Genomic DNA, 21,161 nt, shown 5'->3' with positions numbered 1-21,161 from the left:
GTCAACGGCCGGGAGACAAAATTACGTCCGTGAGGCCCGTAGTCCCATTCATGTGACAATTAAAGCACTTTGTTCCCACATCGTGGAATGCATTCGCAACAATCGGGATTAGTGCTTGATTTTGGCGCTCATCCTGCCCAATGTGGGGACATTCGGCGCGTCCGCGCGCCCGGCCGGCGACAAGATCGGGATCGAGAGGAAGCGACAGGAGATGGCCAAGCGGCCCTTCCCAAGCTCCGACCACCCCGCCGAAACCGCCAGCCGTCTGGGGTAGTCAGCAGGGAGGGACAGTCATCCCACCGGTCGCTTCGGCGGCGCGCCCGGAGCCATCGGAAGACGGCTCAGGCGCGACGAGGATACCGGTGTCCATAGAGGTCTTTTAGTCACTACAGATTGTGGTCGCGTTTCTCGGCGTTGTGTGTGCGTGCCGTGGTCGACGCTTCCGGAAGGCGGGTCTCGCAAGGGGTTGCGAGCGCGCTGGCAAGCACTGACCGTCCCGTCCTGATAGAGGGCGGGGCGTATTCCATTTTCCTGGGGGCTCGCCTGGGCGTCATTGCGCCTGGCGAGTCTGTCGGCCGCGCTGTTCGAAGCGCGGGCGTGGCGCTTGGGCGCTAAGATTTTCTATTCACGGAACGCTGTTCAAGACGAAAGAAGCCCCGGAACTGGTCCGGGGCTTCCGATCCGTTCACGGCCTGCGCTCTGGCGCGCGGCCGAAGGACGGCATTTGTCCGCTAAAGGCGCTGGAGGTCAGATTTGACCCATGGTCTTCACGGAGCGTTCCAGCGCGTTCGCGATCGACAAATGAGACACTGGATCACCTCCTTTCGGCTGCGCGTCACAACCTGACGCACCACTAAGGTTGGGTGCGGGCGACGCCTTGGCAAGAGGCGCCGACGAAAGGGGGCTTGCGTGGGGGGGGGCAGCCCCGGATCGCGCAAAGGGGGACTGTGCGCGATCCGGGGCCGCGCTCCTGGCGACTGGCTAGAGGGCGCGCCAGGCCAGGAGGATCAGGGTCCAGAGACCAAGGTTCAGGGCCAGGGCCGCTACGCGGGGGCCGTTCACGCGCGCTGCCAGGGCCACGGCGCGCGGGCGCTGGGCATGGGGGGCGGCGGTGGCGGCGGTGCGGGTCACGGCGATGGTTCCTTTTGAATGGCGGGGCGGCGCTGCCTTGCGTCGCTCTTGCCTATTCAAGATAGGAAGCCGGCCGATGGTTTCATATGCGACAAAACGGACGTAGGTCCCCATGGTCGTGCGCGAATTGTCGCAGAGAGTCGCCGCCATGCCCGCCTGGGATCCAGACGTCTATTCCCGCTACCGCGCCTATCGCGACCGGCCGGCCCTGGACCTGATGCTGAAGATCCCGCGCGACCTCGATCCCAAGGAGATCTGGGATCTCGGCTGCGGCCCCGGCGAACACGCCGCCCTTCTGGCCGCGCGCCATCCGGGCGCCGTGGTCCATGGCCTGGATTCCAGCCCGGAGATGCTGGCCCGCGCCAAGGGGCAGGGCGCGGACGTCGACTGGGTGCTGGGCGATATCGGATCGTGGACGCCGGAGACCCCGCCCGATCTGATCTTCACCAACGCCGCCCTGCAGTGGCTGGACGGGCACCAGACGCTATTCCCGCGCCTGTTGACCAGCCTGGCGCCTGGCGGGGTGCTGGCCTGCCAGATCCCCCAGGTCGAGGACGCCGGCTGGCGGCGCAGCCTGCGCGAGCTCGCCGCCTGCGGCCCGTGGGCCGGCAGGCTGGCGGCGCTGGACGGCGTGCGCAAGGGCCACGATCCGCGCGCCTATCACGACTGGCTCTCGCCGCTGGCCAGCGATCTCGACGTCTGGGCGACGACCTATGTCCATGCCCTGGAAGGCGAGGACCCGATCATCGACTGGACCTCGGGCACGAGCCTGCGCCCGTACCTGGAACGGCTGGAGCCCGGCGAGGAGACGGCCGCGTTCCTGGCGGCTTGGCGGGCGCGATTGGCTGAGGGCTACCCCAGGCGCGCCGACGGGATCACGCTGCTGCCCTTCACGCGGCTGTTCGTGATGGCGCGGCGGTAGGGGTGCTGACCCTCTCTCCAAGAGAAAGGGAACATGGGACTACCCCATCTGCGCCAGGCTTTTCCTTTGCCGAAGCTCGGTCACCGGAACTTCCAGGCTGTCCAGGGCCAGGGCCGCGGCCTCGAAACCCGCCGCCACGGCCGGTTCAAAGGCCTTCCAGTCGCGGATATCGACGCCTTCCAGCTTCGGCGTGATCAGGACATCGCTGGCCTCGCGGCTGGCGGCGAGGTCTCGGCCGGTGGAGACGGTGGCTGCGCGCATCAGCAGGGCGACGATCGGCGGGCCCTTGCGCCATTCGCCCGACACCAGCCAGCGCCAGAACGATGGTGGGGTCACGATGTCGTCGGCGGTGATGCTGCGGCCGCGGGTGACGTCGACGCCGATGATGGGGCCCAGCTGGAAGGCGCGCATGACGTCGGCGGGGAAGTTCTTCATCACCGCCCCGTCGACCAGCACAGCCTCGCCGTCGGCCACCGGCGGCAGCACGCCTGGCAGCGAGATCGAGGCGCGCAGGGCCTGGTGCAGCGGTCCGGTGCGGTGAAGGTGGTACGACCCGGAGGTCAGGTTCGACGAGACGCAGAAGAACGGCAGCCACAGGTCGGCGATGTCTATATCGCCGAAGTGCTCGTGCAGGCGGGCCTTGACCTTCTCGCCGCGGGTCATGGCGATCAGCGGAAAGGCGATGTCGTCCAGAGGGCTGGAATCCACGAAGGCCTGGCGGATGCGGGTCTCCATCTCGCCGTCGTCCCAGCCCATGGCCAGGCCCGCCGCGACAATGGCCCCCATCGAGGCGCCGCCGACGAAGTCGATGGGCACGCCGCGCTCGCGCAGGGCCTGGACGGCGCCGACGTGGGCGTAGGCCCGCGCGCCGCCGCCGGACAGCACCAGGCCCACCGATTGGCCGGTCAGCACCCGGGCCAGGCGCTCGACGTCGGCAAGGCCGTTCTCCCGCAGATGGAACAGGCGGGCGGCGTCGGTGGCCTCCAGCCAGGCCTGCGAGCCCTGCGGCCGCTTGGCGCCGGGCGGCTGGATCAGGATCAGGTCGATCAACCGCTGGGCCTGCAGCGGCCGCGAGGCGTAGGTCGGCAGTTCGCCCGGCGGGGCGCGGTCGCCGCGGCCGACGCGGAACAGGCGGTCGACCTGGCGGCCGACCACGTGCTTCCAGGCCGTCTCGTTGGCCTCGGCGACGTAGAGCACGAAGTCGTGGGTGCGCTCGACGCGGCTGAACCATTCGGTAGGGGCCAGCAGGCTCTCGCCGCCCTCGACCGTGACGGCGTAGCCCAGCGAGGCGATGCAGCGGGCGATGCGCTCGACGATCGGGCGGATGGGCGGCCCGTCGCTGGCGGCGATGAAGCCGTAGACCGAAGGATCGCCGATCGAGGCGTGGGCGCCGGCCTGGCGGGCGCGGCGGATCATCAGGCGCGACAGCTCGATCATTACGTCGGGGTCGCGCTCGACCGCCTCGAAGAAGGCCGTGCGGGGCAGGGCCAGGACCTCCGAGTCGCGCAGGGCGACCATGTGGGCCGAGTGCGGGGCGCCGGCGATCATCGCCATCTCGCCGGCCGGCTCGCCCGGACGGATCACGCCCAGGAACTGCGGCTCCTGGCCTTCCTCTCGCCGGAAGGCCCCAAGGCGGCCGGTGCGCAGGAAGTAGAGGTGGTCGGAGGCCTCGCCGGGCGCATAGAGTAGAGAGCCGCCGGGCAGGGAGAACCAGGCGGCGTCGCCCTCGCGCCCTTCGCGCGCGAACAGCCGGGCCAGGGCCGAGTCGGCCATGAAGTCGGGTAGGGTGACCACGGGACGGACGCTAAACGGAACCGGCGAGCTTTGCCAATGAGGGTGAAATATCGCCGCTTTCGGATGGAAACGGAAAAGGCTATGCCTCGCTTATGCCGAAGCTGAACACGCTTATTGACAAGAACAGCGCTTCGTTCGCGAAAAACGCTGCCCACAACACGGCCCTGGTGGAGGAACTGCGCGAAAGGGTCGCGACTGCGGCCCTCGGGGGCTCCGAGAGCGCCCGCCGGAAGCACGCGGCCCGGGGCAAGCTGCTGCCGCGCGAGCGGGTGGAGCGCCTGCTCGATCCGGGCTCGCCCTTCCTGGAGATCGGCCAGCTGGCCGCCTTCGATCTCTACAACGGCGAGGCGCCCGGCGCGGGCATCATCGCCGGCATCGGCCGGGTCTCCGGCCGTGAAGTGATGATCGTGGCCAACGACGCCACCGTGAAGGGCGGCGCCTATTTCCCGATGACGGTGAAGAAGCACCTGCGCGCCCAGGAGATCGCCGAGCAGAACCGCCTGCCCTGCGTCTATCTGGTCGACAGCGGCGGCGCGAACCTGCCCCACCAGGCCGAGGTCTTCCCCGACCGCGACCACTTCGGCCGCATCTTCTTCAACCAGGCGCGGATGAGCGCCAGGGGCGTCGCCCAGATCGCCTGCGTCATGGGCTCGTGCACGGCCGGCGGCGCCTATGTGCCGGCGATGAGCGACGAGACCGTCATCGTGCGAGAGCAGGGCACCATCTTCCTGGCCGGCCCGCCGCTGGTGAAGGCCGCCACCGGCGAGGTCATCTCGGCCGAGGAACTGGGCGGGGCCGACACCCACGGCCGCCGTTCGGGCGTGGTCGACCACGTGGCCGACGACGACGAGCACGCGCTGGAGATCGTCCGCTCGATCGTCGCCAATCTCAACGCCGAGAAGCGGCACGAGGCGGTGATCGCCGACGCCGAGCCGCCGCTCTACGATCCCGAAGAGATCTACGGCCTCGTGCCGACCGACGTGCGCGCGCCCTACGACGTGCGCGAGGTGATTGCCCGCATCGTCGACGGCTCCAGGTTCGACGAGTTCAAGGCGCTGTACGGCACGACCCTGGTCTGCGGCTTCGCCCGCATCTGGGGCCAGCCGGTGGCGATCCTGGCCAACAACGGCGTGCTGTTCTCCGAGAGCGCGCTGAAGGGCGCGCACTTCATCGAGCTGGCCTGCAAGCGCAAGATCCCGCTCGTTTTCCTGCAGAACATCTCGGGCTTCATGGTCGGCGGCAAGTACGAGGCCGGCGGCATCGCCAAGGACGGCGCCAAGCTGGTGACGGCGGTCGCTTCGGCCGAGGTGCCCAAGTTCACCGTGCTGATCGGCGGCAGCTTCGGCGCCGGCAACTACGGCATGTGCGGCCGGGCCTATTCCCCGCGCTTCCTTTTCACCTGGCCCAATAGCCGTATCTCGGTGATGGGCGGCGAGCAGGCCGCCAGCGTGCTGGCCACCGTCCACCGCGATGCGGCGACCTGGACCGACGAGGAGGCCGAGGCCTTCAAGGCCCCGATCCGCCAGCGTTATGAAGACGAGGGCAATCCGTACCACGCCACCTCGCGGCTGTGGGACGACGGCATCATTGATCCGGCTCAAACCCGCGACGTGCTGGGCCTGGCCATATCGGCCAGCCTGAACGCGCCGATTCCGGAGACGACCTTCGGCGTCTTCAGGATGTGACGGTTCAAGCGGAACCTCGGCTTTAGGCGTACGATTAGACTTCCGACCAGAAGGAGCGTGCTCATGACCAATCCCATCGCCGACCCGATCGTCGAGGTGCCGGACACCGACGCCATGAGCCCGCTGGTGCACATCGACTCCACGCCGGAAGGCGCGGTGACGGTGTGGATCAACCGGCCGGAAAAGAAGAACGCCTTCGACGGCGAGACCATCGCCGCCCTGGCCCAGGCGTTCGAGACCCTGCACGGCGCCGAAGGCGTGCGGGTCGTCTTCCTGCGCGGCGTGGGCGGAACCTTCTGCGCGGGCGCGGATCTGGAATGGATGGCCGCCGCGGCCGAGTGGGACGAGGACGACAACCGCGCCGACGCCCTTGAACTGGCGCGCATGCTCAAGGCCCTGCACGACGTCCCGGCCCTGACCGTGGCCCTGGTCGAGGGCGCTGCCTTCGGCGGCGGCGCCGGCCTTGTCGCCGCCTGCGATCATGCGCTGGCCACGGCGGATGCGAAGTTCGCCTTCTCGGAAGTGAAGCTGGGCCTGACTCCGGCCACCATCAGCCCCTACGTCATCGCCGCCCTGGGGCCGCGCACCTCCAAGCTGCTGTTCGCCACCGGCCGGGTGTTCGACGCCGACGCGGCCTGGAGCTACGGCCTGGTCGACGAGGTGTTCGACGACGTCGAAGGCCTCGTCGCCGCCCAGGACGCGCTGATCGAGGAAGTGGTTCTCTGCGCGCCCGGCGCGATCGGCGACGCCAAGGCCCTGGTCAATGACTTCGCCTTCGAGAAGATCGACCGCGGCCTGATCGACGACAGCGCCCGCCGCATCGCCCGCCGCCGCGTCTCCGAAGAGGGGCAGGAAGGCGTCCGGGCGTTCCTGGCCAAGCGCAAGCCGAACTGGGCTTGATTTTCGGAACCTCCCCCTGTGGAGGAGACGATTGCGCACCGATCGGTGGGGGGAGTGGCGCGATCTTTCGTCAAACGCCACGCGAGCTGAAAACTTCCCCCCGCCGACTTAAGGCCTCCTCCCCACAGGGGGAGGTTCCTCGGTGCTAGGACGGGGATTACCCCTTGCCCCCGTCGTAAAAACGCGCATCTAGGCGCCATGCGCCGGTTCGACTTTTCCAGCCCCGACTTCGCCCAGGCCTTCAAGGCCTTCCTCGACGAGCGCCGCGGTTCGCCCGCCGACGTCGACGCCGCGACCGCGGATGTGCTGGAGGCCGTGCGACATGGCGGCCTGGACGCCGTGCTCGACTACACCCGCCGCTTCGACAAGGTGGAACTGACGCCCCAAACCGTGCGCGTCACCGCCGAAGAGATCGAGGCGGGCGCCGCCGAGTGCTCGGCCGAAGTTCGCGAGGCCATCGCCTTCGCCGCCGCGCGCATCCGCGCCTATCACAGCCGCCAGCGTCCTGCCGACCAGGCCTGGACCGACGAGGCGGGCGTCGAACTGGGCTGGCGATGGACGCCGCTGGAGGCCGTGGGCGTCTACGTGCCCGGCGGTCGCGCCGCCTATCCCTCGACCGTGCTGATGAACGCCGTGCCGGCCCAGGTGGCGGGCGTCGACCGCATCGCCATGGTCACGCCGCCAGGCAAGCTGCAGCCCGCCGTGCTGGCCGCCGCAAAGGAAGCCGGCGTGACCGAGATCTGGCGCGTGGGCGGGGCCCAGGCCGTCGCCGCCCTGGCCTACGGCGCCGGGCCGATCCAGCCGGTCGACAAGATCGTCGGCCCCGGCAACGCCTATGTCACCGCCGCCAAGCGCCGCCTGTACGGCGTGGTGGGCATCGATGCCCTGGCCGGTCCGTCCGAGATCGTCGTGGTCGCCGACCGCGACAACGATCCCGACTGGATCGCCGCCGATCTTCTGAGCCAGGCCGAGCACGATCCGGCGGCCCAGTCGATCCTGATCACCGACGACGAAGGTTTCGCCGCCGCCGTCGAGGCCGCCGTGGCCGAGCGCCTGAAGACCCTGTCGACCGGGCAGGACGCCGCCGCCTCGTGGCGTGACCACGGCGCGGTGATCATCGCGCCGCTGGACGAGAGCCCGGCCTTGGTCGACGCCATCGCCCCCGAGCACGTCGAGTTCGCCATGGAGAGCCCCGAAGCCCTGTCGGACCGGGTGCGCCACGCCGGCGCGATCTTCCTGGGCCGCCTGACCCCGGAAGCCATCGGCGACTACGTGGCCGGCTCCAACCACGTGCTGCCGACCAGCCGCGCGGCGCGCTTCCAGTCGGGCCTGTCGATCTATGACTTTATCAAGCGCACCTCGATCGTGAAGTGCGACGCGGCCTCGTTCGGCATACTGGGGCCGCACACCGCGGCGCTGGCGCAGGCCGAGGGCCTGCCGGCCCACGCGCTCTCCGCATCCATTCGGTTGCCTTCCAAGGGCTGACAGGCAAATCTCGCCGTACGATGTCAGACGCGCCCAAGCACTTCCTGAAGACGATCGCCATCGACGAGGATTCGCTGGCCGCAGCCTCGCGCGACCAGGAGCAGGAGCGCCAGGTCGCGATCTTCGACCTGCTGGACGAGAACTACTTCGAACCGGCCGAGGCGACCGGCGGACCCTATGACCTGAAGCTGTCGCTGATCGAGAACCGCCTGGCGCTGGACATCACCGGCGGGGGCTACGAGAAGCGGCACCTGCTGTCGCTGTCGCCGTTCCGCGGGGTGATCCGCGACTACTTCATGATCTGCGACAGCTACTACCAGGCCATCCGCAACTCGACGCCGCAGCAGATCGAGGCCTTGGACATGGGCCGTCGCGGCCTGCACAACGAGGGTTCGGCCCTGTTGCGCGAGCGGCTGGACGGCAAGGTGAAGACCGATCTCGATACGGCCCGTCGTCTTTTCACCCTGATCTGCGCGCTGCACTGGCGGGGCTGATCGTGGTCGATCTGCCCGATGCGGTGCTGTTCACCTGCAACTACAACCGCGTGCGCTCGCCGATGGCCGAGGCGCTGTTCAAGCGCTTCTACGGCACCCGGGCCTATGTCGACTCCTGCGGGCTGAAGCCGGATCCGGCCGGGGACGGGATCGATCCCTTCGTGGTTGCGGTGATGGACGAGATGGGCGTCGACGTAGCCGCCCATCAGCCCAAGACCTTCGACGAGCTGGAGGACGACAGCTTCGACGTCGTCGTCTCGCTGACGCCCGAGGCCCAGCACCGGGCGGTGGAGCTGTCGCGCGATCGGTCGGTCGAGATCGAATACTGGCCGACCCATGATCCCACGCTGGTCAACGACGGGTCGCGCGAGGCCATGCTGGCCGCCTATCGCGAGGTTCGCGACACGCTTTCGGCTGCGATTCGCGCGCGTTTCGGGACACCATCGACGTTTGGGGGGTGAATGCGCTATAAGCCCCGCCTCGCAGCCGCGGCTCGCGTCACGACTCGTTTTCGGGTCGCGCGGGCCGCGTTGCTATTGAACCCCTGTTGAGAGGCCTGATGGCTAAGGAAGAACTGCTCGAGTTTCCCGGCACGGTCAGCGAACTGCTGCCCAACGCCACGTTCCGCGTGAAGCTCGAGAACGATCACGAGATCATCGCCCACACCGCCGGCAAGATGCGCAAGAACCGCATCCGCGTGCTGGCCGGCGACAAGGTGCTCGTGGAAATGACGCCCTACGACCTGACCAAGGGCCGTATCACCTACCGCTTCAAGTAAGCCGGGCGCGCACATGACGGTCGCCCAGCCTTCGCTGGTCCTGGCCAGTGCGAGCCCCCGGCGCTTGGACCTGTTGGCCCAGGTCGGCGTAACCCCCGACCGGGTCGATCCCGCCGATATTGACGAGTCGCCCCTGCGCGACGAGACCCCGCGCCGCCATGCCCTGCGCCTGGCGCAGGAAAAGGCGCGCGCCGTGGCCGCGCGCTCGCCGGGCGACTTCGTGCTCGCCGCCGACACCGTGGTGGCCGTCGGCCGTCGCATCCTCCCCAAGGCCGAAACCGAGGCCGACGTTCGCTACTGCCTGAAGCTGCTGACCGGTCGCGCCCACAAGGTGCTGACGGGCGTGGCCCTGATCGGACCCGACGGCGGCCTGAGCTCGCGGGTGATCGAGACGCGGGTGGTCTTCAAGCGCCTGTCCGATCCCGAATTCGAATCCTACGTCGCGAGCGGGCAGTGGCGCGGCAAGGCCGGCGGCTACGGCGTGCAGGGCATCGCGGGGGGCTTCATCGTCGACCTGCAGGGCTCCTATCCCAGCGTGGTCGGACTGCCGCTGTACGAGACCCTGTGCATGCTTGAGGGCAAGGGCTGGATCCGGCGCGAGGCCGCCGCATGAGCGAGCGTCGCGCATACCTCTACAAGGGCGTCGGCGAGACCGTCGGCGTCGTCACCCTGGACGGCCGGCCCGAGCGCCTGATCGTGCAGTGGCCGGGCGATGATCCGCTGGACGCCGAGGGCGTGCGCGGCGTGGCTCGGATCAAATCCATAGAGCGCGCCTTCGGGTCCGCTTTCGTGGCCCTGCCGGGCGGCGCCGACGTGCTGCTGCCGCTCAAGCCGGACATGCCCAAGCTGGTGCAGGGCGGCCTGGTCGAGATCGAGATCCGCACCGCCTCGCGCGCCGACAAGTCGGCCGTGGCCCGCTTCATCGCCGAGGGAGAGGGCGAGCCGCGCGTGCTGGCCGCCGCTCCGGGCGTCGAAGAGCAATTGCGCCATCATGTGAAGGCCGGCTCGCCGACCACGGGCGAGCGCGCCCTGGAAGCGGTGGAGGCCGCCGAGGCCGACATCCTGGAGACCGTCTTCGCCCTGCCGGGCGGCGGCGACGTCGCGATCGAGACCACGCGGGCCCTGACCTCGGTCGACGTCGACCTGGGCGGCCGGGAGGGCGACGCCAAGCGCGCCGCTCGCCAGGCCAACATGGCCGCGCTCGGCGTTGCGGCCAGGGTGCTGCGCCTGAAGGGTCTCGGGGGCCTCGTGGTGTTCGACCTGGTGGGGCGCGGCCACGACGGCCAGGCCCTGACCGTAGCGGCCCGCAACGCCTTCGCGCCCGACAATCCTGGCGTGGCCATCGGGGCGATCAGCAAGTTCGGGGCGCTGGAGATGGCCCTGCCGCGCCGCGCGCGGCCGGTCGTGGAGCGCCTGGTGGACGCCAAGGGCGCCTGGACCGCGCCCTACGCCGCGCGCCGCCTGGGGCGGGTCCTGGAGCGGGAGGGGCGGGCCGATCCCGGCGGTCGCCTAGCCGCTCGCTGCGCGCCCGCCGTGCTGGAGGCCTTCGCCGAGCTCGACGCGGGCCTGGCCGAGCGCCTGGGCCGCCGTTTCACCGTCTCGGCCGAGCCCGGCTGGAGCAACGACCGCATCGAGGTGTCCGCGGCATGAGCAGCCCCTGTCCCATCTGCGGCAAGCCCGCCCAAGCCGAGACGCGTCCATTCTGCTCCAAGCGCTGCGCGGACGTCGACCTGCAGCGCTGGCTGTCGGATCGCTATGTGGTGCCGGGCGGCCAGGACGACGAGGAAAACCCTCCATCCACAGACTTCGACAATTAGTCGAAAAGGGCGCTGGACAAGCCCTGCGGGCTCTCCTATAGACCCCCTCCTCGCCGCCGGGCGAGGCCAGAAGCGGCCTTCACCGCTTCGAAGGCCCAAGGGCCTGGGTAGCTCAGTTGGTAGAGCAGCGGATTGAAAATCCGCGTGTCGCTGGTTCGATTCCGGCCCCAGGCACCACCTTCCTCCCAAGCAGTTACAAGTCGACGCTCAGCGAGCGGCCGGTCCTTCTCGCCTTCCTGCGATCGGGCAGGGCGGGCTCAGCGCTTTCCGCCCAAGCTTTGGACTAAGTCGGCAGGGCGACGGATCCTTGTCCCGCCAGGACATTTGCGTGCGGTCGCAGAGATTCTGAGGCGCCTCGTTTGGAGGACATCTGACCACCCCGCGCGCACTTGCCGGAAGATCGCTGTTTTGTCGCTATGCTGCGGTGCGGCGCCAATATTCCCTTTGATAGGGAAAAACCGCTCCGAAATCCTGATTTGCCATTTGTGCAATGCAGCAAAGGGCGTTCATCGGGGGTGACTGTCGTAAATTTATGCCCAAGCGGCCCCCTTGACGGTGCGAAAAGGGGTTGCCAAAGGACCCATGCCGCAATTCTAACATTGCGGTAAGGCCTGGGCTTCGAGAGGAGCTCCGGTCACTCGCGCTTCGAAACGATCCTTCACGGCGGGCATGAGCCTTCCGCGGCGGGCGTAACGGGTCGAGCGCAGCGAAGCGGGTTCGCCCACCTTCCGAGAGATCGGATGGGAAAGCGGGCTTTTCAAGTTAGGGTGGAGACGCTCTCGCGCGACGACCCTCGGTCCAAACGTGCTAGACCAATCAGGAACTGGCGACAGATGCTCGACATTAAACGGAAGACCCCCCTCATCGCTCTCGTCGGCGCCATGGCGCTGATGGCGAGCGCCCCGGCCTTCGCTCAGGACGCCGCCGCTCCCGCGCCGGCCGCCACCGAAGCCGCCGCTCCGGCCGCCACCCCGGCTGCTGAAACCCCGGCCCCGGCCGCTGACGCCGCTCCGGCCGAGGACGCCGGTGAAGCCGCCACCGAAAAGATGAAGTCGCACTCGCTGACCCCGGTCGGCATGTTCCTGGCCGCCGGCATCGTCGTTAAGGTCGTGATGATCGGCCTGATCCTGGCCTCGATCTTCTCGTGGGTGCTGCTGATCACCAAGCTCCTCGAGTTCGCCAGCCTGAACAAGCAGACCGACCAGTTCCTGGAAGCCTTCCGCGGCGCCCGTTCGATCTCGGACATCGCCCGCATCGGCTCGTCGGAAGAATTCGAAGGCAACCCGCTGGCCGACATGGCCGCCGCGGCCGCCCAAGAAGTCGAACTGTCGCGTCAAGCCGGCCTGCAAGTCGGCGGCGAGCACCGCGACTCGACCCTGGCCCGCGCCACCTACGCCATCAACGCCGTGCAAGCCTCGCTCGCCAAGCGTCTGTCGGGCGGCATGGTGTTCCTCGCCTCGGTCGGTTCGGGTGGTCCGTTCATCGGTCTGTTCGGTACCGTTTACGGCATCATGACCTCGTTCATCAGCATCGCGAACACCAACACGACCAACCTCGCCGTCGTGGCCCCGGGTATCGCTGAAGCCCTGCTCGCCACCGGTATCGGTCTGTTCGCCGCTATCCCGGCCGTTATCTTCTACAACTACTTCCAAACCCGCATCTCGGCCTTCGGCACCCGCTCGGAAGGCTTCGTTGCTGAACTGATGAACGCTATCTCGCGTCAGCTCGACAAGGGGGCGTAAGACCGATGGCCGCCAAACTTTCGGGCGGCGGCGGCGACAGGTTCAACGTCGAACAGAACAGCGAGATCAACGTCACGCCCTTCGTGGACGTCATGCTGGTCCTCCTGATCATCTTCATGGTGGCGGCCCCGCTGGCCTCCGTGTCGATCGAAGTGAACCTGCCGCCGGCGGTAGCGAAAGCATCGCCTAACCCGCCGAAACCGGTCTACATCTCCATCAAGTCAAACGGTCAGCTGTACATCGGCGACGATCGCACTTCGATTGACACGATGGGTGAGGACCTGACGAAGAACATCGGCAGACGCGACCCTTCGAAGGAGCGCATCTTCATCCGTGCTGACGAAAAGACGCGCTATGGCTCGTTCATGGAGGTGATGAACACCCTCCAGGACAACGGGTTCTACAGCGTGGCTCTCGTGGGCCGTGATGAGAACAGCTGAGGGGTGATGCATGGCTGAACAACAAGCGCCCGAGCATCGCCACTACGATCCGCTGACTTCGGAAGGCCCGCGCCGGAAGAAGGGCATCGGCACCTTTGGTGTCGCGACCATCATCGTGATCGGTCTGCACGCGGCTCTGTTCGCCTACCTGGCGAAGCAGAAGTTCGAAGCAGTGCTGAAGGAGTACAGCGACGAAGCCGTGGATGTGGAGCTGCCTCCGCCTCCGCCGCCTCCGCCGCCGCCTCCGCCGCCGCCGCCGCCGCCGCCGACCAACGCTCCGCCCCCGCCTCCCGCGGTGGTGCAGCCGAGGCCGCCGATCGCGCCGCCGCCGGACGTGACGCCGCCGCCGCCGCTTCCGATCCCGCCTGTCAAGGAGCGGGTCGAGCAGACGGCGCCGCCGATCATCTCGTCGGCTCCGCCGGCGCCGGTGACGGCTCCGCCGGCCCGCGCTTCGGTCGTGACGCGTCCCGACTGGGCGCGTAAGCCGAACGCGGACGACATGGCCCGGTACTATCCGGACCGTGCGCAGCGGATGGAAGTCGGTGGTCGTGCGACGATCCGTTGCACGGTGAACGCCAAGGGTTCGCTCGAGAACTGCTCGGTCGTGTCGGAAACTCCGGCCGACTACGGTTTCGGCGACGCGGCCCTGAAGCTGTCGCGCCTCTTCCGCATGAAGCCGAAGACCCTCGACGGGGCTCCGGTGGACGGCGGCGAGATCACGGTGCCGATCACCTTCCAGGTCCCGCAATAGCGACAGGCCTGGGACGATCCCAAGAAAACGCCTCGGAACTCCGGTTCCGGGGCGTTTTTCTTTGCGCGCCTGGCGAGGCGAACGCGGGGCGGGATGAAGGCCCGTTCGAGACATGCGATTTTCTGTCCGAGGAGCCTTTTCGCCGCTTGATCCGGAGGTCGGGTCCGACTAAGAACACGCCTCTCGCGGAGCCGCCTTAGCTCAGTTGGTTAGAGCGCTAGATTGTGGATCTAGAGGTCCTCGGTTCGAGCCCGAGAGGTGGTACCACGAGACGATGAAGAGGCCCGGCGGCGACGTCGGGCCTTTTTCGTTTCAAGGCGTCGAAAACCCCGGCCAGGCGCGCCGAACGGTCGCGGCGGCGAACCGCCACATGGTCTGGCGAAAGGGCCCGTGGGACCTTCCCTGGGCGCGGCGGCCGGCGCTCTGGGACGGATCGTCGCGCACCTGCACGGACCATAGCCAAGTCGCGTGTAACGAGCGTACGGTATGGCTCACGACACCGCCGCTTGAGCGGGCCCGCGTCGTGACGCGGAGCGAGATCGGGGAGGAAGCAATGGCTGACGGCGCTATGGGAATCGTTCCGACCGAAGAGCAGTTGGCGGCCGCCGCGCTGGACGTGGCCGGCCTGCTGGGATTCGCCGACCTGCTGCCCGCCTATGCCGCCGCCGAGGGCGGCGAGAAGCTGGACGTGCTGGGCGCCATCGTGCGCGTGATCGCCGCCGACGTGCTGGGCGTGGAGCCGGGCGGGGACCGCATCGGCCCCGAATCGGTGCTGTTCCTGGGCCAGGACTAAGGGGCTCTCGCGAGCCGGTGGCGTTGTCGCAAGCCGGCGCGTTTCTTGGACACATCGTCATGCCCGGTCGTGCGGCCGGTTTGCCCGCCCCGCCTGAAATGGCGCGCTGGTCTTCTACGGCTCTGTCCAGCCGCCGCCCAGGGCCTGATACAGCGCCACGGCGTTGAGAAGGCGAGCCTCGCGCACCTGCGACAGGGCAAGCTCCGTGGCCAGGAGGCCGCGCTGGGCGTCCAGTTCCTCCAGATAGGCGACATATCCGGCCTGGTAGCGCTTGTGGGCATGCTGCAGGGCGTTGCTGGCGGCGGCGCGCTGCAGGCGGGCGTGGTCTTCCTGCTCGGTCAGCCGGTCCTGGCCCTCCAGCGCGCTCTCGACCTCGTTGAAGGCCGTCAGGGCCGCCTTGCGATAGGCGAAGGCGGCCTGGTCGCGGCGGGCGGCGGCGGCGTCCGAGGCGCCGCGCAGGCGGCCGCCGTCGAAGATCGGGGCCAGCACGCTGGCGCCCACGCTCCAGGTGGTCAGCGGATCGATATGCAGCACCTTCAGCCCGCCGGCGGCGGCCGACAGGCGCACCTGCGGCAGGAAGGCGGCGCGAGCGGCGGCCAAACTGGCGTCCGCGCCGGCGAGGCTGGCCTCGGCCTGGGCGATATCGGGCCGCCGGGCCAGCAGGACCGAGGGCAGGGGCGCGGCCGGCTGCGGCACGATCAGGGCGTCCAGGCCGCCTCGGGCGATCGGTCCGGCGCCGTCCTCGCCGCTCAGCAGGGCCAGCCCCGCCTCCTGACGGCGCACGGCCAGTTCCAGAGCCGGCACGCGCTGGGCGGCGGCCTCCAGCTCGCCCTCGGCCTGTCGCAGTTCGAGGTTGGAGGTCACGCCCTGCTGGGCGCGGCGACGAGCGCGGGCGGCGGCTTCCTGGCGCGAGACCAGCGTGGCGCGGGCCGTGGCCAGCTGGGCGTCCAGCGAGGTCAGCGAGACATAGGCCCGGGCGGTGGCGGCGGCTACCGACAGGCGCGCGGCGTCACGGCCGTAGCGGCTGGCCTGCAGGCTGGCGCGGGCGGCCGCGTCGCCGGCGCGCAGGCGGCCCCACAGGTCGATCTCGTAGGCGGCCTGAAGCTGGCCCTGGGCGGCCAGCGGCTCGGCGGGCGTGCCGAAGGCCGATAGTTCGCGCTGCTTCTGCGCCCCGCCCGTCGCGTTCAGCGAAGGCAGGAGCGCGGCGCGGGCCTGGGCGGCCAGGGCGTCGGCTTCGCGCACCCGGGCCTCTGCGATGCCGAGGTCAGCGTTGCGGGCCAGGGCGGCGGCCACGAGGTCGGACAGCCGCGGATCGCCGAACGCTTTCCACCAGCCGGCGGCGGCGGTTTCCGTTTCGGCCGACGAGGCGGCGCGCCAGGCCGTCGGCGGGGTTAGGGCAGCCTCGGGCGGCGGAGTGGTCCTGGGGCCGGGCGTCGCGCAGCCGGCCAGCAACAGCGTCGTCGCCAGGACGGGGAAGGACGGGCGCATCAGCGGCGGCCCTCGTCCCTGCCGCGGGCCGCCAGGTCGACCTGCGCCTCCACCGACATGCCAGGGCGCAGGCGGGCCAGGTCCGGCTGGCCGGCGTCGAGCACGATGCGCACGGGCAGGCGCTGGGCGATCTTGGTGAAGTTGCCGGTGGCGTTCTGGGCCGGCAGGATGCTGAACTCCGAACCCGTGGCCGGCGAGATCTGCTCTATGCGGCCGTGGAAGCGCCGGTCGCCCAGGGCGTCGACCGTGACGCTGGCGGACTGGCCAGGACGCATACGGCCGGCCTGGCGCTCCTTGAAGTTGGCGATGATCCAGCGCTGCGGCGGCACCAGCGAGACAAGCTGGGTCCCGGCCGTGACGAACTGGCCCTGGCGCACGCCGATCTGGCCCAGCTGCCCGTCGGCGGGGGCCAGCACCAGGGTGTTGTCCATGTCGATCTCGGCCAGACGCAGGGCGGCGCGGGCGGCGGCCACGGCGGCCTCCAGCCCCTGGCGCGAGACGCCCACCGAGCGGACGTCCTGGCGGGCGATGTCGCGGCCGGCCTGGGCGGCGACCACCTGGGCCTCGGCCGCGCGCAGGGCGGCGCGGGCCTGGTCGCGTTCGCGCAAGGAAACCGAGCCGTCGGTGGCGAGGTCGGCCACGCGGGCCATGTCGGCGCGGGCGCGTTCGAGCTGCGCCTGGGCCGAGCCGATATCGGCGTGACGGGCGGCCAGCGCCGCTTCCCGCGAGGCCTGGGCCTGGGTCGAGTTGGCCAGATCCGCCTCGCGAGCGGCCAGGGTGGCGCGGGCCTGGTCCAGGCGCTGGCCATAGATGCGGCGATCGATCTCGACCAGGGGCTGGCCGGCGCGCACCGTCTGGAAATCCTGCACCAGAACCTTCGTCACATAGCCGCTGAGCTGGGGTGCGATCACCGTCACCTGGCCGCGCACATAGGCGTTGTCGGTGCGCTGCACCGAGCCGGCGAAGGGCGGCAGCTTCCACAGGAACAGGATCAGCAGCACGACGGCCAGGGTGACGAGGGCGGTCAGCACGATGGCGTAGACGCCGGGCGGCTTGGGCCGGGCCGGAGGCGGTGCGGCTGCGGCGGCGCGGTCCTCGGGCTGTGGGGAAGGCTTGGGCGGCGGGCTGGCGGGCGGCGGGGCGGCGGCGTCGGTCATGCGGGTTCCGAGGCGGGCTTGGATGATGTCTGGGGAGGAGCCGGAGGGGCGGCGCCCTGGCGCTTGGCGCGCACGGCCAGCAGCACGAACAGCAGGGCGGCGTAGAAGAACTGGGCGACGGCGATGATCCCGATCACCCGGAAGACGTCGTTGAAGGCCAGGATATTGGCCTGCTGGACCAGTTGCTGGGTCAGCAGGGCGACGCCGTCGGCGGCGCGGAAGGCCGGGTCGCCCTGGGTGGCGGCGTAGGCCCCGCCATAGGCCTGCAAGGTTGCGGCGACGGATGGGTCTGATCCTGTCAGATGCTCGGCCAGATAGACCGCGTGGTGCTGGGCCCGTACCGTCTGCAGCGTGCCCAGCAGCGAAGCGCCGAACAGGCCGCCGAGGTTCTGGGCCACGCCGAACATCACCGAGAAGGTGATGATCGAGCCCAGGCCCCGGGTCAGCAGCTGGCCGATGCCGAACATGAAGGCCGGCCCCAGGAACATGGCGGCGGCGAAGGCCAGCAGGGCCTGGCTCAGATAGAGGTTCACCGGCGCGGTCAGCACCGTGGCGCGGGCGTCGAGGAAGGCGCCGAGCGCGATCAGCAGGATCGAGCCGAGAAACTGCGGGGCCAGGGTCTTCTGGTTCAGGGTCGTGGCGCTGACCACCACGCCGGCGATGGTGGCCAGAAGGACGACGCCATAGAGCCAGCGCTGCTGCTCGGCGGCCAGCCCCAGGGCGTTCATCAGGCCGGCGGCCCCGACGCTCTGCTCGGACAGGATCAGCCGCACCAGGGCTATGTTCAGGCAGAAGCGCAGGAAGGCGCCGGTGGCCACCCAGCGGGTGTCGATCAGCGGATGGATGCGGCCGTGCTCGACCAGCGAGGCGACGGCGATCATCACGACAGCGGCGGCCAAGGCGCCACCGAGCCAAGGCGCCTCGAACCACCAGACGATGCGGCCCAGGCCCAGGACGGCGACGATCAGGCCAAGGCCCCCGCCCAGCAGGGCGAAGGTCAGGAGGTCGGTCTTTTCGAACACATGGATGCGCACGCCGTGCGGCAGGCGAAACAGCAGCACGGCGGCCAGGCACGCGGCGGCCAGGCACGCCTCCAGCGCGTAGAGCCCGTGCCAGTAGGCCGCGTCCAGCAGGCCGGTGGAGATCACCCGGGCCAGCGGCGCGCCGAGCTGTGAGACTCCCACGCCCAGCACCAGCGCCCCCATCCGGAAGGAGGCCGGGAAGGCCTGCAACATATAGAACATCGCCAGGGCGCTGAGCGCGGCGGCGCCCACGCCGCTGATCGCCCGCAGGGCTAGGGCCATCGGATAGTTGTCGAGGAACAGGTGGGCGAAGGCGGCCACCGTGTAGAGGCTGAGGAAGACCAGGGTGAACCGGCGGATCCCGAACTGCTGGCGGTACTTCACCAGCAGCAGGTTCATCGAGATGTTGGTCATGACGTAGATCGTGGTCAGCCAGGCCCCCTGCGTGGGCGTGAGGCCCAGCGAGCCCTGGATGGCCGGCAGGTTGACCGAGATCAGCGCCGTGCCCAGCGAGCCTGTCACGCCGATCAGCAGGCTGATCAGGCCGTGGACGACGCGGAAGGGCAGGGGGAAGTCCGGCGTCGAGGGCGAGCCGGGCATCATCGGCCGCTCGTGCGGCAGCCAATCCGGGGTCTGGCCGATCGTCTCGCCGTGCCGGGGCATCGCGCCTCTTGGTGCTGACGACGTCACTGTGGGATGCGCCGCGTCGTCGGTCAAATGTCGTCGATGACGCAGGCTTGGGAGCGTGGCCGCCGCGCGTCTTGAACGAAATTCCTCAGACCTCGGCGCATCTTGACGCTTGCGCCAAATTCGAACGCTTGTAAGGGTTCCCTAGGGGTAAAGGGGATTGAAGTCTTGAGTTCGACCACCGAGATCGCCGCCGGCCAGGACGCCGAGGCGCAGGAAACCGAAGCCGTCACCAAGAACCTGGTGTTCACGGCCGCCGAGCGGCTGTTCGCCCTGCATGGCTTTCAGAACGTGTCGGTGCGCGACATCACCGCCGCGGCGGGCGTGAACCTGGCGTCGGTGAACTATCATTTTGGCTCCAAGGACGCCCTGCTGTTCGAGATCTTCAAGCGCCGCACGGCCGAGCTCAACCGCGAGCGGGCCCGGATGCTGCACGAGGCCAACGACCGCAACGAGGGCGTTCCGCCGGTGCGCGAGATCCTGGCGGCCCTGCTGACCCCGCCGCTGCGCTGGCTGGCCCCCGACCACGAACGCCGCATCTCGCTGCAGTTCCTGATCCGCGCCCGCAGCGAAGGCACCGACGAGATCCGCCAGGTGCTGAAGACCGACGTCTCGCACCTGCGCCGCTTTTCCGACGCCCTGCTGAAGGCCCGTCCCGACCTGTCGCCGGAAGAGGTCTACTGGCGGCTGCACTTCACCCTGGGCATGCTGCACAACAACCGTTTCGCCGAGTTCGACCGCCTGAACGTACTGTCCGAAGGCCAGACCAGCGAGGCCGACGTCGTGTCCCTGCTGGAGCGGATGCTGGCCTTCGCCGAAGCCGGGTTCGCGGCGTAAAGCAAAGCCCTCTTTCAAAGAGAGAGGGGCCAGGGCGGTGAAGCTCAGCTTCCGATCATCTGCACGAATCACCGGCATGTGAGGAACGATCGCGGAGGCTGGGGGTTAGAGTGGCCCCATGGCCCGGCTCGGCATCACCCACGAGACCCGTTACAGCTACGAACGCCCGGTGTCGTTCGGGCCGCACAGGCTGCTGATCCGGCCGCGCGACAGCCACGCCATCCGCATCGTCGAGGCCTCGCTGGCCACGTCGCTGCCCGGCCAGACGCGCTGGAGCTACGACGCCAGCGGCAATTGCGTCTGCACCTTCCAGCCGGAGGGCGAGGCCGATTTCCTGACCATCACCAGCAGACTGGTCATCGACCGCTTTCCCGCGCCCCTGACCGATCAGGCGATCGATGACCCGCATACCGTCTCGCCCATCGTCTACGCCCGCGAGGACCGGGCGGTGCTCGACCCGTTCATCCGCCCGGCCACCGAAGACGCCGACAGGGTGATGCTGCGCTGGCTGCGCGAACAGATGGAGCGGCCGGACGAGCCGGCGCTGGACTTCCTGCTGCGCCTGAACGCCACCATCCATGACCAGTTCGAGTACCAGGTGCGGGCGGCCGAGGGCACCCAGAGCCCGGCCCTGACCGTTGCCCGCGGGGCGGGCACTTGCCGCGACTTCGCCTGGCTGATGGTCGAGGCGCTGCGGCGGCTGGGCTACGCGGCGATGTTCGCCAGCGGCTATATCTACAGCCCGTCGCAGGGCGGCATTCGCGGGGCGGGAGCCACGCATGCCTGGTGCGAGGTTTTCCTGCCGGACCTGGGCTGGACCGAATTCGATCCGACCAACGGCCTGGCCGAGTCCGAGGACCTGATCCGCGTGGCCGCGACCCGCACGCCCGCGGAGGCGCTGCCGGTCTCGGGCACGGTGATCGGCGATCCGGGCCTGTCCGAACTCAGTGTCGCCGTCGACGTGCAGCAGCTTGACGTGCTGTGCGAGGCGGCTTGAGCCGGATCAACGAGAAGCGCCGCAAAGGCGCGTTAGAGTGATGTTCGAAGGACGGGAGCGCCGCCATGATGACCAAGCTGTTCCAGCACCAGAAGCCGACCACCGACTACGCGTTCTCCAAGGCGGAGCCCAAGGCCCAGCACGGCCAGAAGCCCGCCAAGGAATGCGTCGAGATGAAGGATGAGAAGCGCTCGTTCGAGCCGCGTCCGGGGCATTGAGGGATAAGTCCGCCGTCAGCGCA

At 69.1% G+C, this 21,161-nt stretch carries 22 protein-coding genes and 2 tRNA genes; 19 read left to right on the top strand and 5 right to left on the bottom strand.

The window, feature by feature from the left end; translation table 11 throughout:
* Positions 1-981 precede the first annotated feature (981 nt).
* Positions 982-1,131, bottom strand: coding sequence for a hypothetical protein (locus DDF67_RS25570; RefSeq protein ID WP_158278063.1), 150 nt, complete (start codon positions 1,129-1,131; stop codon positions 982-984).
* A 148-nt stretch (positions 1,132-1,279) separates the two neighbouring features.
* Here DDF67_RS25570 and DDF67_RS15585 point away from each other — a divergent pair, with 148 nt between their 5' ends.
* Positions 1,280-2,053, top strand: coding sequence for a methyltransferase domain-containing protein (locus DDF67_RS15585; protein WP_109101785.1), 774 nt, complete (start codon positions 1,280-1,282; stop codon positions 2,051-2,053).
* 39 nt (positions 2,054-2,092) lie between these two features.
* On the opposite strand, the gene DDF67_RS15580 is transcribed toward DDF67_RS15585, so the two are convergent.
* Positions 2,093-3,826, bottom strand: coding sequence for a patatin-like phospholipase family protein (locus DDF67_RS15580; RefSeq protein WP_199229252.1), 1,734 nt, complete (start codon positions 3,824-3,826; stop codon positions 2,093-2,095).
* A gap of 113 nt (positions 3,827-3,939) precedes the next feature.
* Here DDF67_RS15580 and DDF67_RS15575 point away from each other — a divergent pair, with 113 nt between their 5' ends.
* From DDF67_RS15575 to DDF67_RS15505, 15 genes are all read left to right on the top strand, one after another.
* A complete protein-coding gene (locus tag DDF67_RS15575; RefSeq protein ID WP_109101774.1) occupies positions 3,940-5,532 on the top strand; it encodes a carboxyl transferase domain-containing protein in 1,593 nt (530 codons plus the stop codon).
* A 63-nt stretch (positions 5,533-5,595) separates the two neighbouring features.
* Positions 5,596-6,432 carry an enoyl-CoA hydratase-related protein gene (locus DDF67_RS15570; protein WP_109101773.1) on the top strand — a complete coding sequence of 279 codons (837 nt, stop codon included), beginning with the start codon at positions 5,596-5,598 and terminating at the stop codon, positions 6,430-6,432.
* A 198-nt stretch (positions 6,433-6,630) separates the two neighbouring features.
* Positions 6,631-7,917, top strand: a complete 1,287-nt coding sequence (gene hisD, locus DDF67_RS15565; RefSeq protein ID WP_109101772.1) for a histidinol dehydrogenase — start codon at positions 6,631-6,633, stop codon at positions 7,915-7,917.
* A 20-nt stretch (positions 7,918-7,937) separates the two neighbouring features.
* Positions 7,938-8,411 carry a UPF0262 family protein gene (locus tag DDF67_RS15560; protein WP_109101771.1) on the top strand — a complete coding sequence of 158 codons (474 nt, stop codon included), beginning with the start codon at positions 7,938-7,940 and terminating at the stop codon, positions 8,409-8,411.
* Positions 8,411-8,872 carry an arsenate reductase/protein-tyrosine-phosphatase family protein gene (locus DDF67_RS15555; RefSeq protein WP_109101770.1) on the top strand — a complete coding sequence of 154 codons (462 nt, stop codon included), beginning with the start codon at positions 8,411-8,413 and terminating at the stop codon, positions 8,870-8,872. Before DDF67_RS15560 ends, DDF67_RS15555 begins: the two co-directional genes overlap by 1 nt.
* Before the next feature lie 98 nt (positions 8,873-8,970).
* Complete coding sequence (gene infA, locus DDF67_RS15550) at positions 8,971-9,189, top strand: translation initiation factor IF-1 (protein ID WP_004617696.1); 219 nt, start codon at positions 8,971-8,973, stop codon at positions 9,187-9,189.
* 13 nt (positions 9,190-9,202) lie between these two features.
* Positions 9,203-9,802, top strand: a complete 600-nt coding sequence (locus DDF67_RS15545) for a Maf family nucleotide pyrophosphatase (RefSeq protein WP_109101769.1) — start codon at positions 9,203-9,205, stop codon at positions 9,800-9,802.
* Positions 9,799-10,839 carry a ribonuclease E/G gene (locus DDF67_RS15540; RefSeq protein WP_109101768.1) on the top strand — a complete coding sequence of 347 codons (1,041 nt, stop codon included), beginning with the start codon at positions 9,799-9,801 and terminating at the stop codon, positions 10,837-10,839. The genes DDF67_RS15545 and DDF67_RS15540 overlap by 4 nt, the downstream gene beginning before the upstream one ends.
* Positions 10,836-11,006 carry a DNA gyrase inhibitor YacG gene (gene yacG, locus DDF67_RS15535; RefSeq protein ID WP_109101767.1) on the top strand — a complete coding sequence of 57 codons (171 nt, stop codon included), beginning with the start codon at positions 10,836-10,838 and terminating at the stop codon, positions 11,004-11,006. Before DDF67_RS15540 ends, yacG begins: the two co-directional genes overlap by 4 nt.
* Before the next feature lie 101 nt (positions 11,007-11,107).
* Positions 11,108-11,183: transfer RNA gene (locus DDF67_RS15530), tRNA-Phe, on the top strand.
* Between the two features lie 656 nt (positions 11,184-11,839).
* The gene (locus tag DDF67_RS15525) at positions 11,840-12,748 is read left to right on the top strand and encodes a MotA/TolQ/ExbB proton channel family protein (protein ID WP_109101766.1); all 909 of its coding nucleotides are present in this window, start codon (positions 11,840-11,842) and stop codon (positions 12,746-12,748) included.
* A gap of 5 nt (positions 12,749-12,753) precedes the next feature.
* Positions 12,754-13,188 (top strand): biopolymer transporter ExbD, encoded by a 435-nt coding sequence (locus DDF67_RS15520; RefSeq protein WP_058347885.1) that lies wholly within the window; start codon positions 12,754-12,756, stop codon positions 13,186-13,188.
* A gap of 10 nt (positions 13,189-13,198) precedes the next feature.
* A complete protein-coding gene (locus tag DDF67_RS15515) occupies positions 13,199-13,939 on the top strand; it encodes an energy transducer TonB (protein WP_109101765.1) in 741 nt (246 codons plus the stop codon).
* A 190-nt stretch (positions 13,940-14,129) separates the two neighbouring features.
* Positions 14,130-14,206: transfer RNA gene (locus DDF67_RS15510), tRNA-His, on the top strand.
* 286 nt (positions 14,207-14,492) lie between these two features.
* Positions 14,493-14,732 carry a hypothetical protein gene (locus DDF67_RS15505; RefSeq protein WP_146198044.1) on the top strand — a complete coding sequence of 80 codons (240 nt, stop codon included), beginning with the start codon at positions 14,493-14,495 and terminating at the stop codon, positions 14,730-14,732.
* Positions 14,733-14,846: 114 nt separating this feature from the next.
* Here DDF67_RS15505 and DDF67_RS15500 read toward each other — a convergent pair whose 3' ends face one another.
* Genes DDF67_RS15500 through DDF67_RS15490 form a run of 3 tightly spaced genes read right to left on the bottom strand, consistent with a single transcriptional unit; the run spans position 14,847 to position 19,062 of the window.
* Positions 14,847-16,220, bottom strand: a complete 1,374-nt coding sequence (locus DDF67_RS15500) for an efflux transporter outer membrane subunit (protein ID WP_109101763.1) — start codon at positions 16,218-16,220, stop codon at positions 14,847-14,849.
* The gene (locus tag DDF67_RS15495) at positions 16,220-17,377 is read right to left on the bottom strand and encodes an HlyD family secretion protein (protein WP_109101762.1); all 1,158 of its coding nucleotides are present in this window, start codon (positions 17,375-17,377) and stop codon (positions 16,220-16,222) included. Before DDF67_RS15495 ends, DDF67_RS15500 begins: the two co-directional genes overlap by 1 nt.
* Positions 17,374-19,062 carry an MFS transporter gene (locus tag DDF67_RS15490; RefSeq protein ID WP_109101761.1) on the bottom strand — a complete coding sequence of 563 codons (1,689 nt, stop codon included), beginning with the start codon at positions 19,060-19,062 and terminating at the stop codon, positions 17,374-17,376. The genes DDF67_RS15495 and DDF67_RS15490 overlap by 4 nt, the downstream gene beginning before the upstream one ends.
* Before the next feature lie 192 nt (positions 19,063-19,254).
* Here DDF67_RS15490 and DDF67_RS15485 point away from each other — a divergent pair, with 192 nt between their 5' ends.
* From DDF67_RS15485 to DDF67_RS25565, 3 genes are all read left to right on the top strand, one after another.
* Positions 19,255-19,923: a TetR/AcrR family transcriptional regulator gene (locus DDF67_RS15485; RefSeq protein ID WP_109101760.1), complete on the top strand. Its 669-nt coding sequence runs from the start codon at positions 19,255-19,257 to the stop codon at positions 19,921-19,923.
* A gap of 118 nt (positions 19,924-20,041) precedes the next feature.
* Positions 20,042-20,920 carry a transglutaminase family protein gene (locus tag DDF67_RS15480; protein ID WP_109101759.1) on the top strand — a complete coding sequence of 293 codons (879 nt, stop codon included), beginning with the start codon at positions 20,042-20,044 and terminating at the stop codon, positions 20,918-20,920.
* A gap of 65 nt (positions 20,921-20,985) precedes the next feature.
* On the top strand, positions 20,986-21,138 hold the full coding sequence (locus DDF67_RS25565) for a hypothetical protein (RefSeq protein WP_158278062.1): 153 nt from the start codon (positions 20,986-20,988) through the stop codon (positions 21,136-21,138).
* Positions 21,139-21,161 lie beyond the last annotated feature (23 nt).

The organism is Caulobacter endophyticus (assembly GCF_003116815.1).
GTDB lineage: Bacteria > Pseudomonadota > Alphaproteobacteria > Caulobacterales > Caulobacteraceae > Caulobacter > Caulobacter endophyticus.
This window is presented reverse-complemented; position numbering and strand designations above follow the sequence as displayed.

What these genes read in the sequence shown, in the direction of transcription:
- DDF67_RS15585 (WP_109101785.1), top strand. Translation starts at nt 1,280, where the DNA reads ATGCCCGCCTGGGATCCAGACGTCTATTCCCGCTACCGCGCCTATCGC.
- DDF67_RS15580 (WP_199229252.1), bottom strand. Translation starts at nt 3,826, where the DNA reads ATGGCCGACTCGGCCCTGGCCCGGCTGTTCGCGCGCGAAGGGCGCGAG.
- DDF67_RS15575 (WP_109101774.1), top strand. Translation starts at nt 3,940, where the DNA reads ATGCCGAAGCTGAACACGCTTATTGACAAGAACAGCGCTTCGTTCGCG.
- DDF67_RS15570 (WP_109101773.1), top strand. Translation starts at nt 5,596, where the DNA reads ATGACCAATCCCATCGCCGACCCGATCGTCGAGGTGCCGGACACCGAC.
- hisD (WP_109101772.1), top strand. Translation starts at nt 6,631, where the DNA reads ATGCGCCGGTTCGACTTTTCCAGCCCCGACTTCGCCCAGGCCTTCAAG.
- DDF67_RS15560 (WP_109101771.1), top strand. Translation starts at nt 7,938, where the DNA reads ATGTCAGACGCGCCCAAGCACTTCCTGAAGACGATCGCCATCGACGAG.
- infA (WP_004617696.1), top strand. Translation starts at nt 8,971, where the DNA reads ATGGCTAAGGAAGAACTGCTCGAGTTTCCCGGCACGGTCAGCGAACTG.
- DDF67_RS15545 (WP_109101769.1), top strand. Translation starts at nt 9,203, where the DNA reads ATGACGGTCGCCCAGCCTTCGCTGGTCCTGGCCAGTGCGAGCCCCCGG.
- DDF67_RS15540 (WP_109101768.1), top strand. Translation starts at nt 9,799, where the DNA reads ATGAGCGAGCGTCGCGCATACCTCTACAAGGGCGTCGGCGAGACCGTC.
- yacG (WP_109101767.1), top strand. Translation starts at nt 10,836, where the DNA reads ATGAGCAGCCCCTGTCCCATCTGCGGCAAGCCCGCCCAAGCCGAGACG.
- DDF67_RS15525 (WP_109101766.1), top strand. Translation starts at nt 11,840, where the DNA reads ATGCTCGACATTAAACGGAAGACCCCCCTCATCGCTCTCGTCGGCGCC.
- DDF67_RS15520 (WP_058347885.1), top strand. Translation starts at nt 12,754, where the DNA reads ATGGCCGCCAAACTTTCGGGCGGCGGCGGCGACAGGTTCAACGTCGAA.
- DDF67_RS15515 (WP_109101765.1), top strand. Translation starts at nt 13,199, where the DNA reads ATGGCTGAACAACAAGCGCCCGAGCATCGCCACTACGATCCGCTGACT.
- DDF67_RS15505 (WP_146198044.1), top strand. Translation starts at nt 14,493, where the DNA reads ATGGCTGACGGCGCTATGGGAATCGTTCCGACCGAAGAGCAGTTGGCG.
- DDF67_RS15500 (WP_109101763.1), bottom strand. Translation starts at nt 16,220, where the DNA reads ATGCGCCCGTCCTTCCCCGTCCTGGCGACGACGCTGTTGCTGGCCGGC.
- DDF67_RS15495 (WP_109101762.1), bottom strand. Translation starts at nt 17,377, where the DNA reads ATGACCGACGCCGCCGCCCCGCCGCCCGCCAGCCCGCCGCCCAAGCCT.
- DDF67_RS15490 (WP_109101761.1), bottom strand. Translation starts at nt 19,062, where the DNA reads ATGCCCCGGCACGGCGAGACGATCGGCCAGACCCCGGATTGGCTGCCG.
- DDF67_RS15480 (WP_109101759.1), top strand. Translation starts at nt 20,042, where the DNA reads ATGGCCCGGCTCGGCATCACCCACGAGACCCGTTACAGCTACGAACGC.
- DDF67_RS25565 (WP_158278062.1), top strand. Translation starts at nt 20,986, where the DNA reads ATGATGACCAAGCTGTTCCAGCACCAGAAGCCGACCACCGACTACGCG.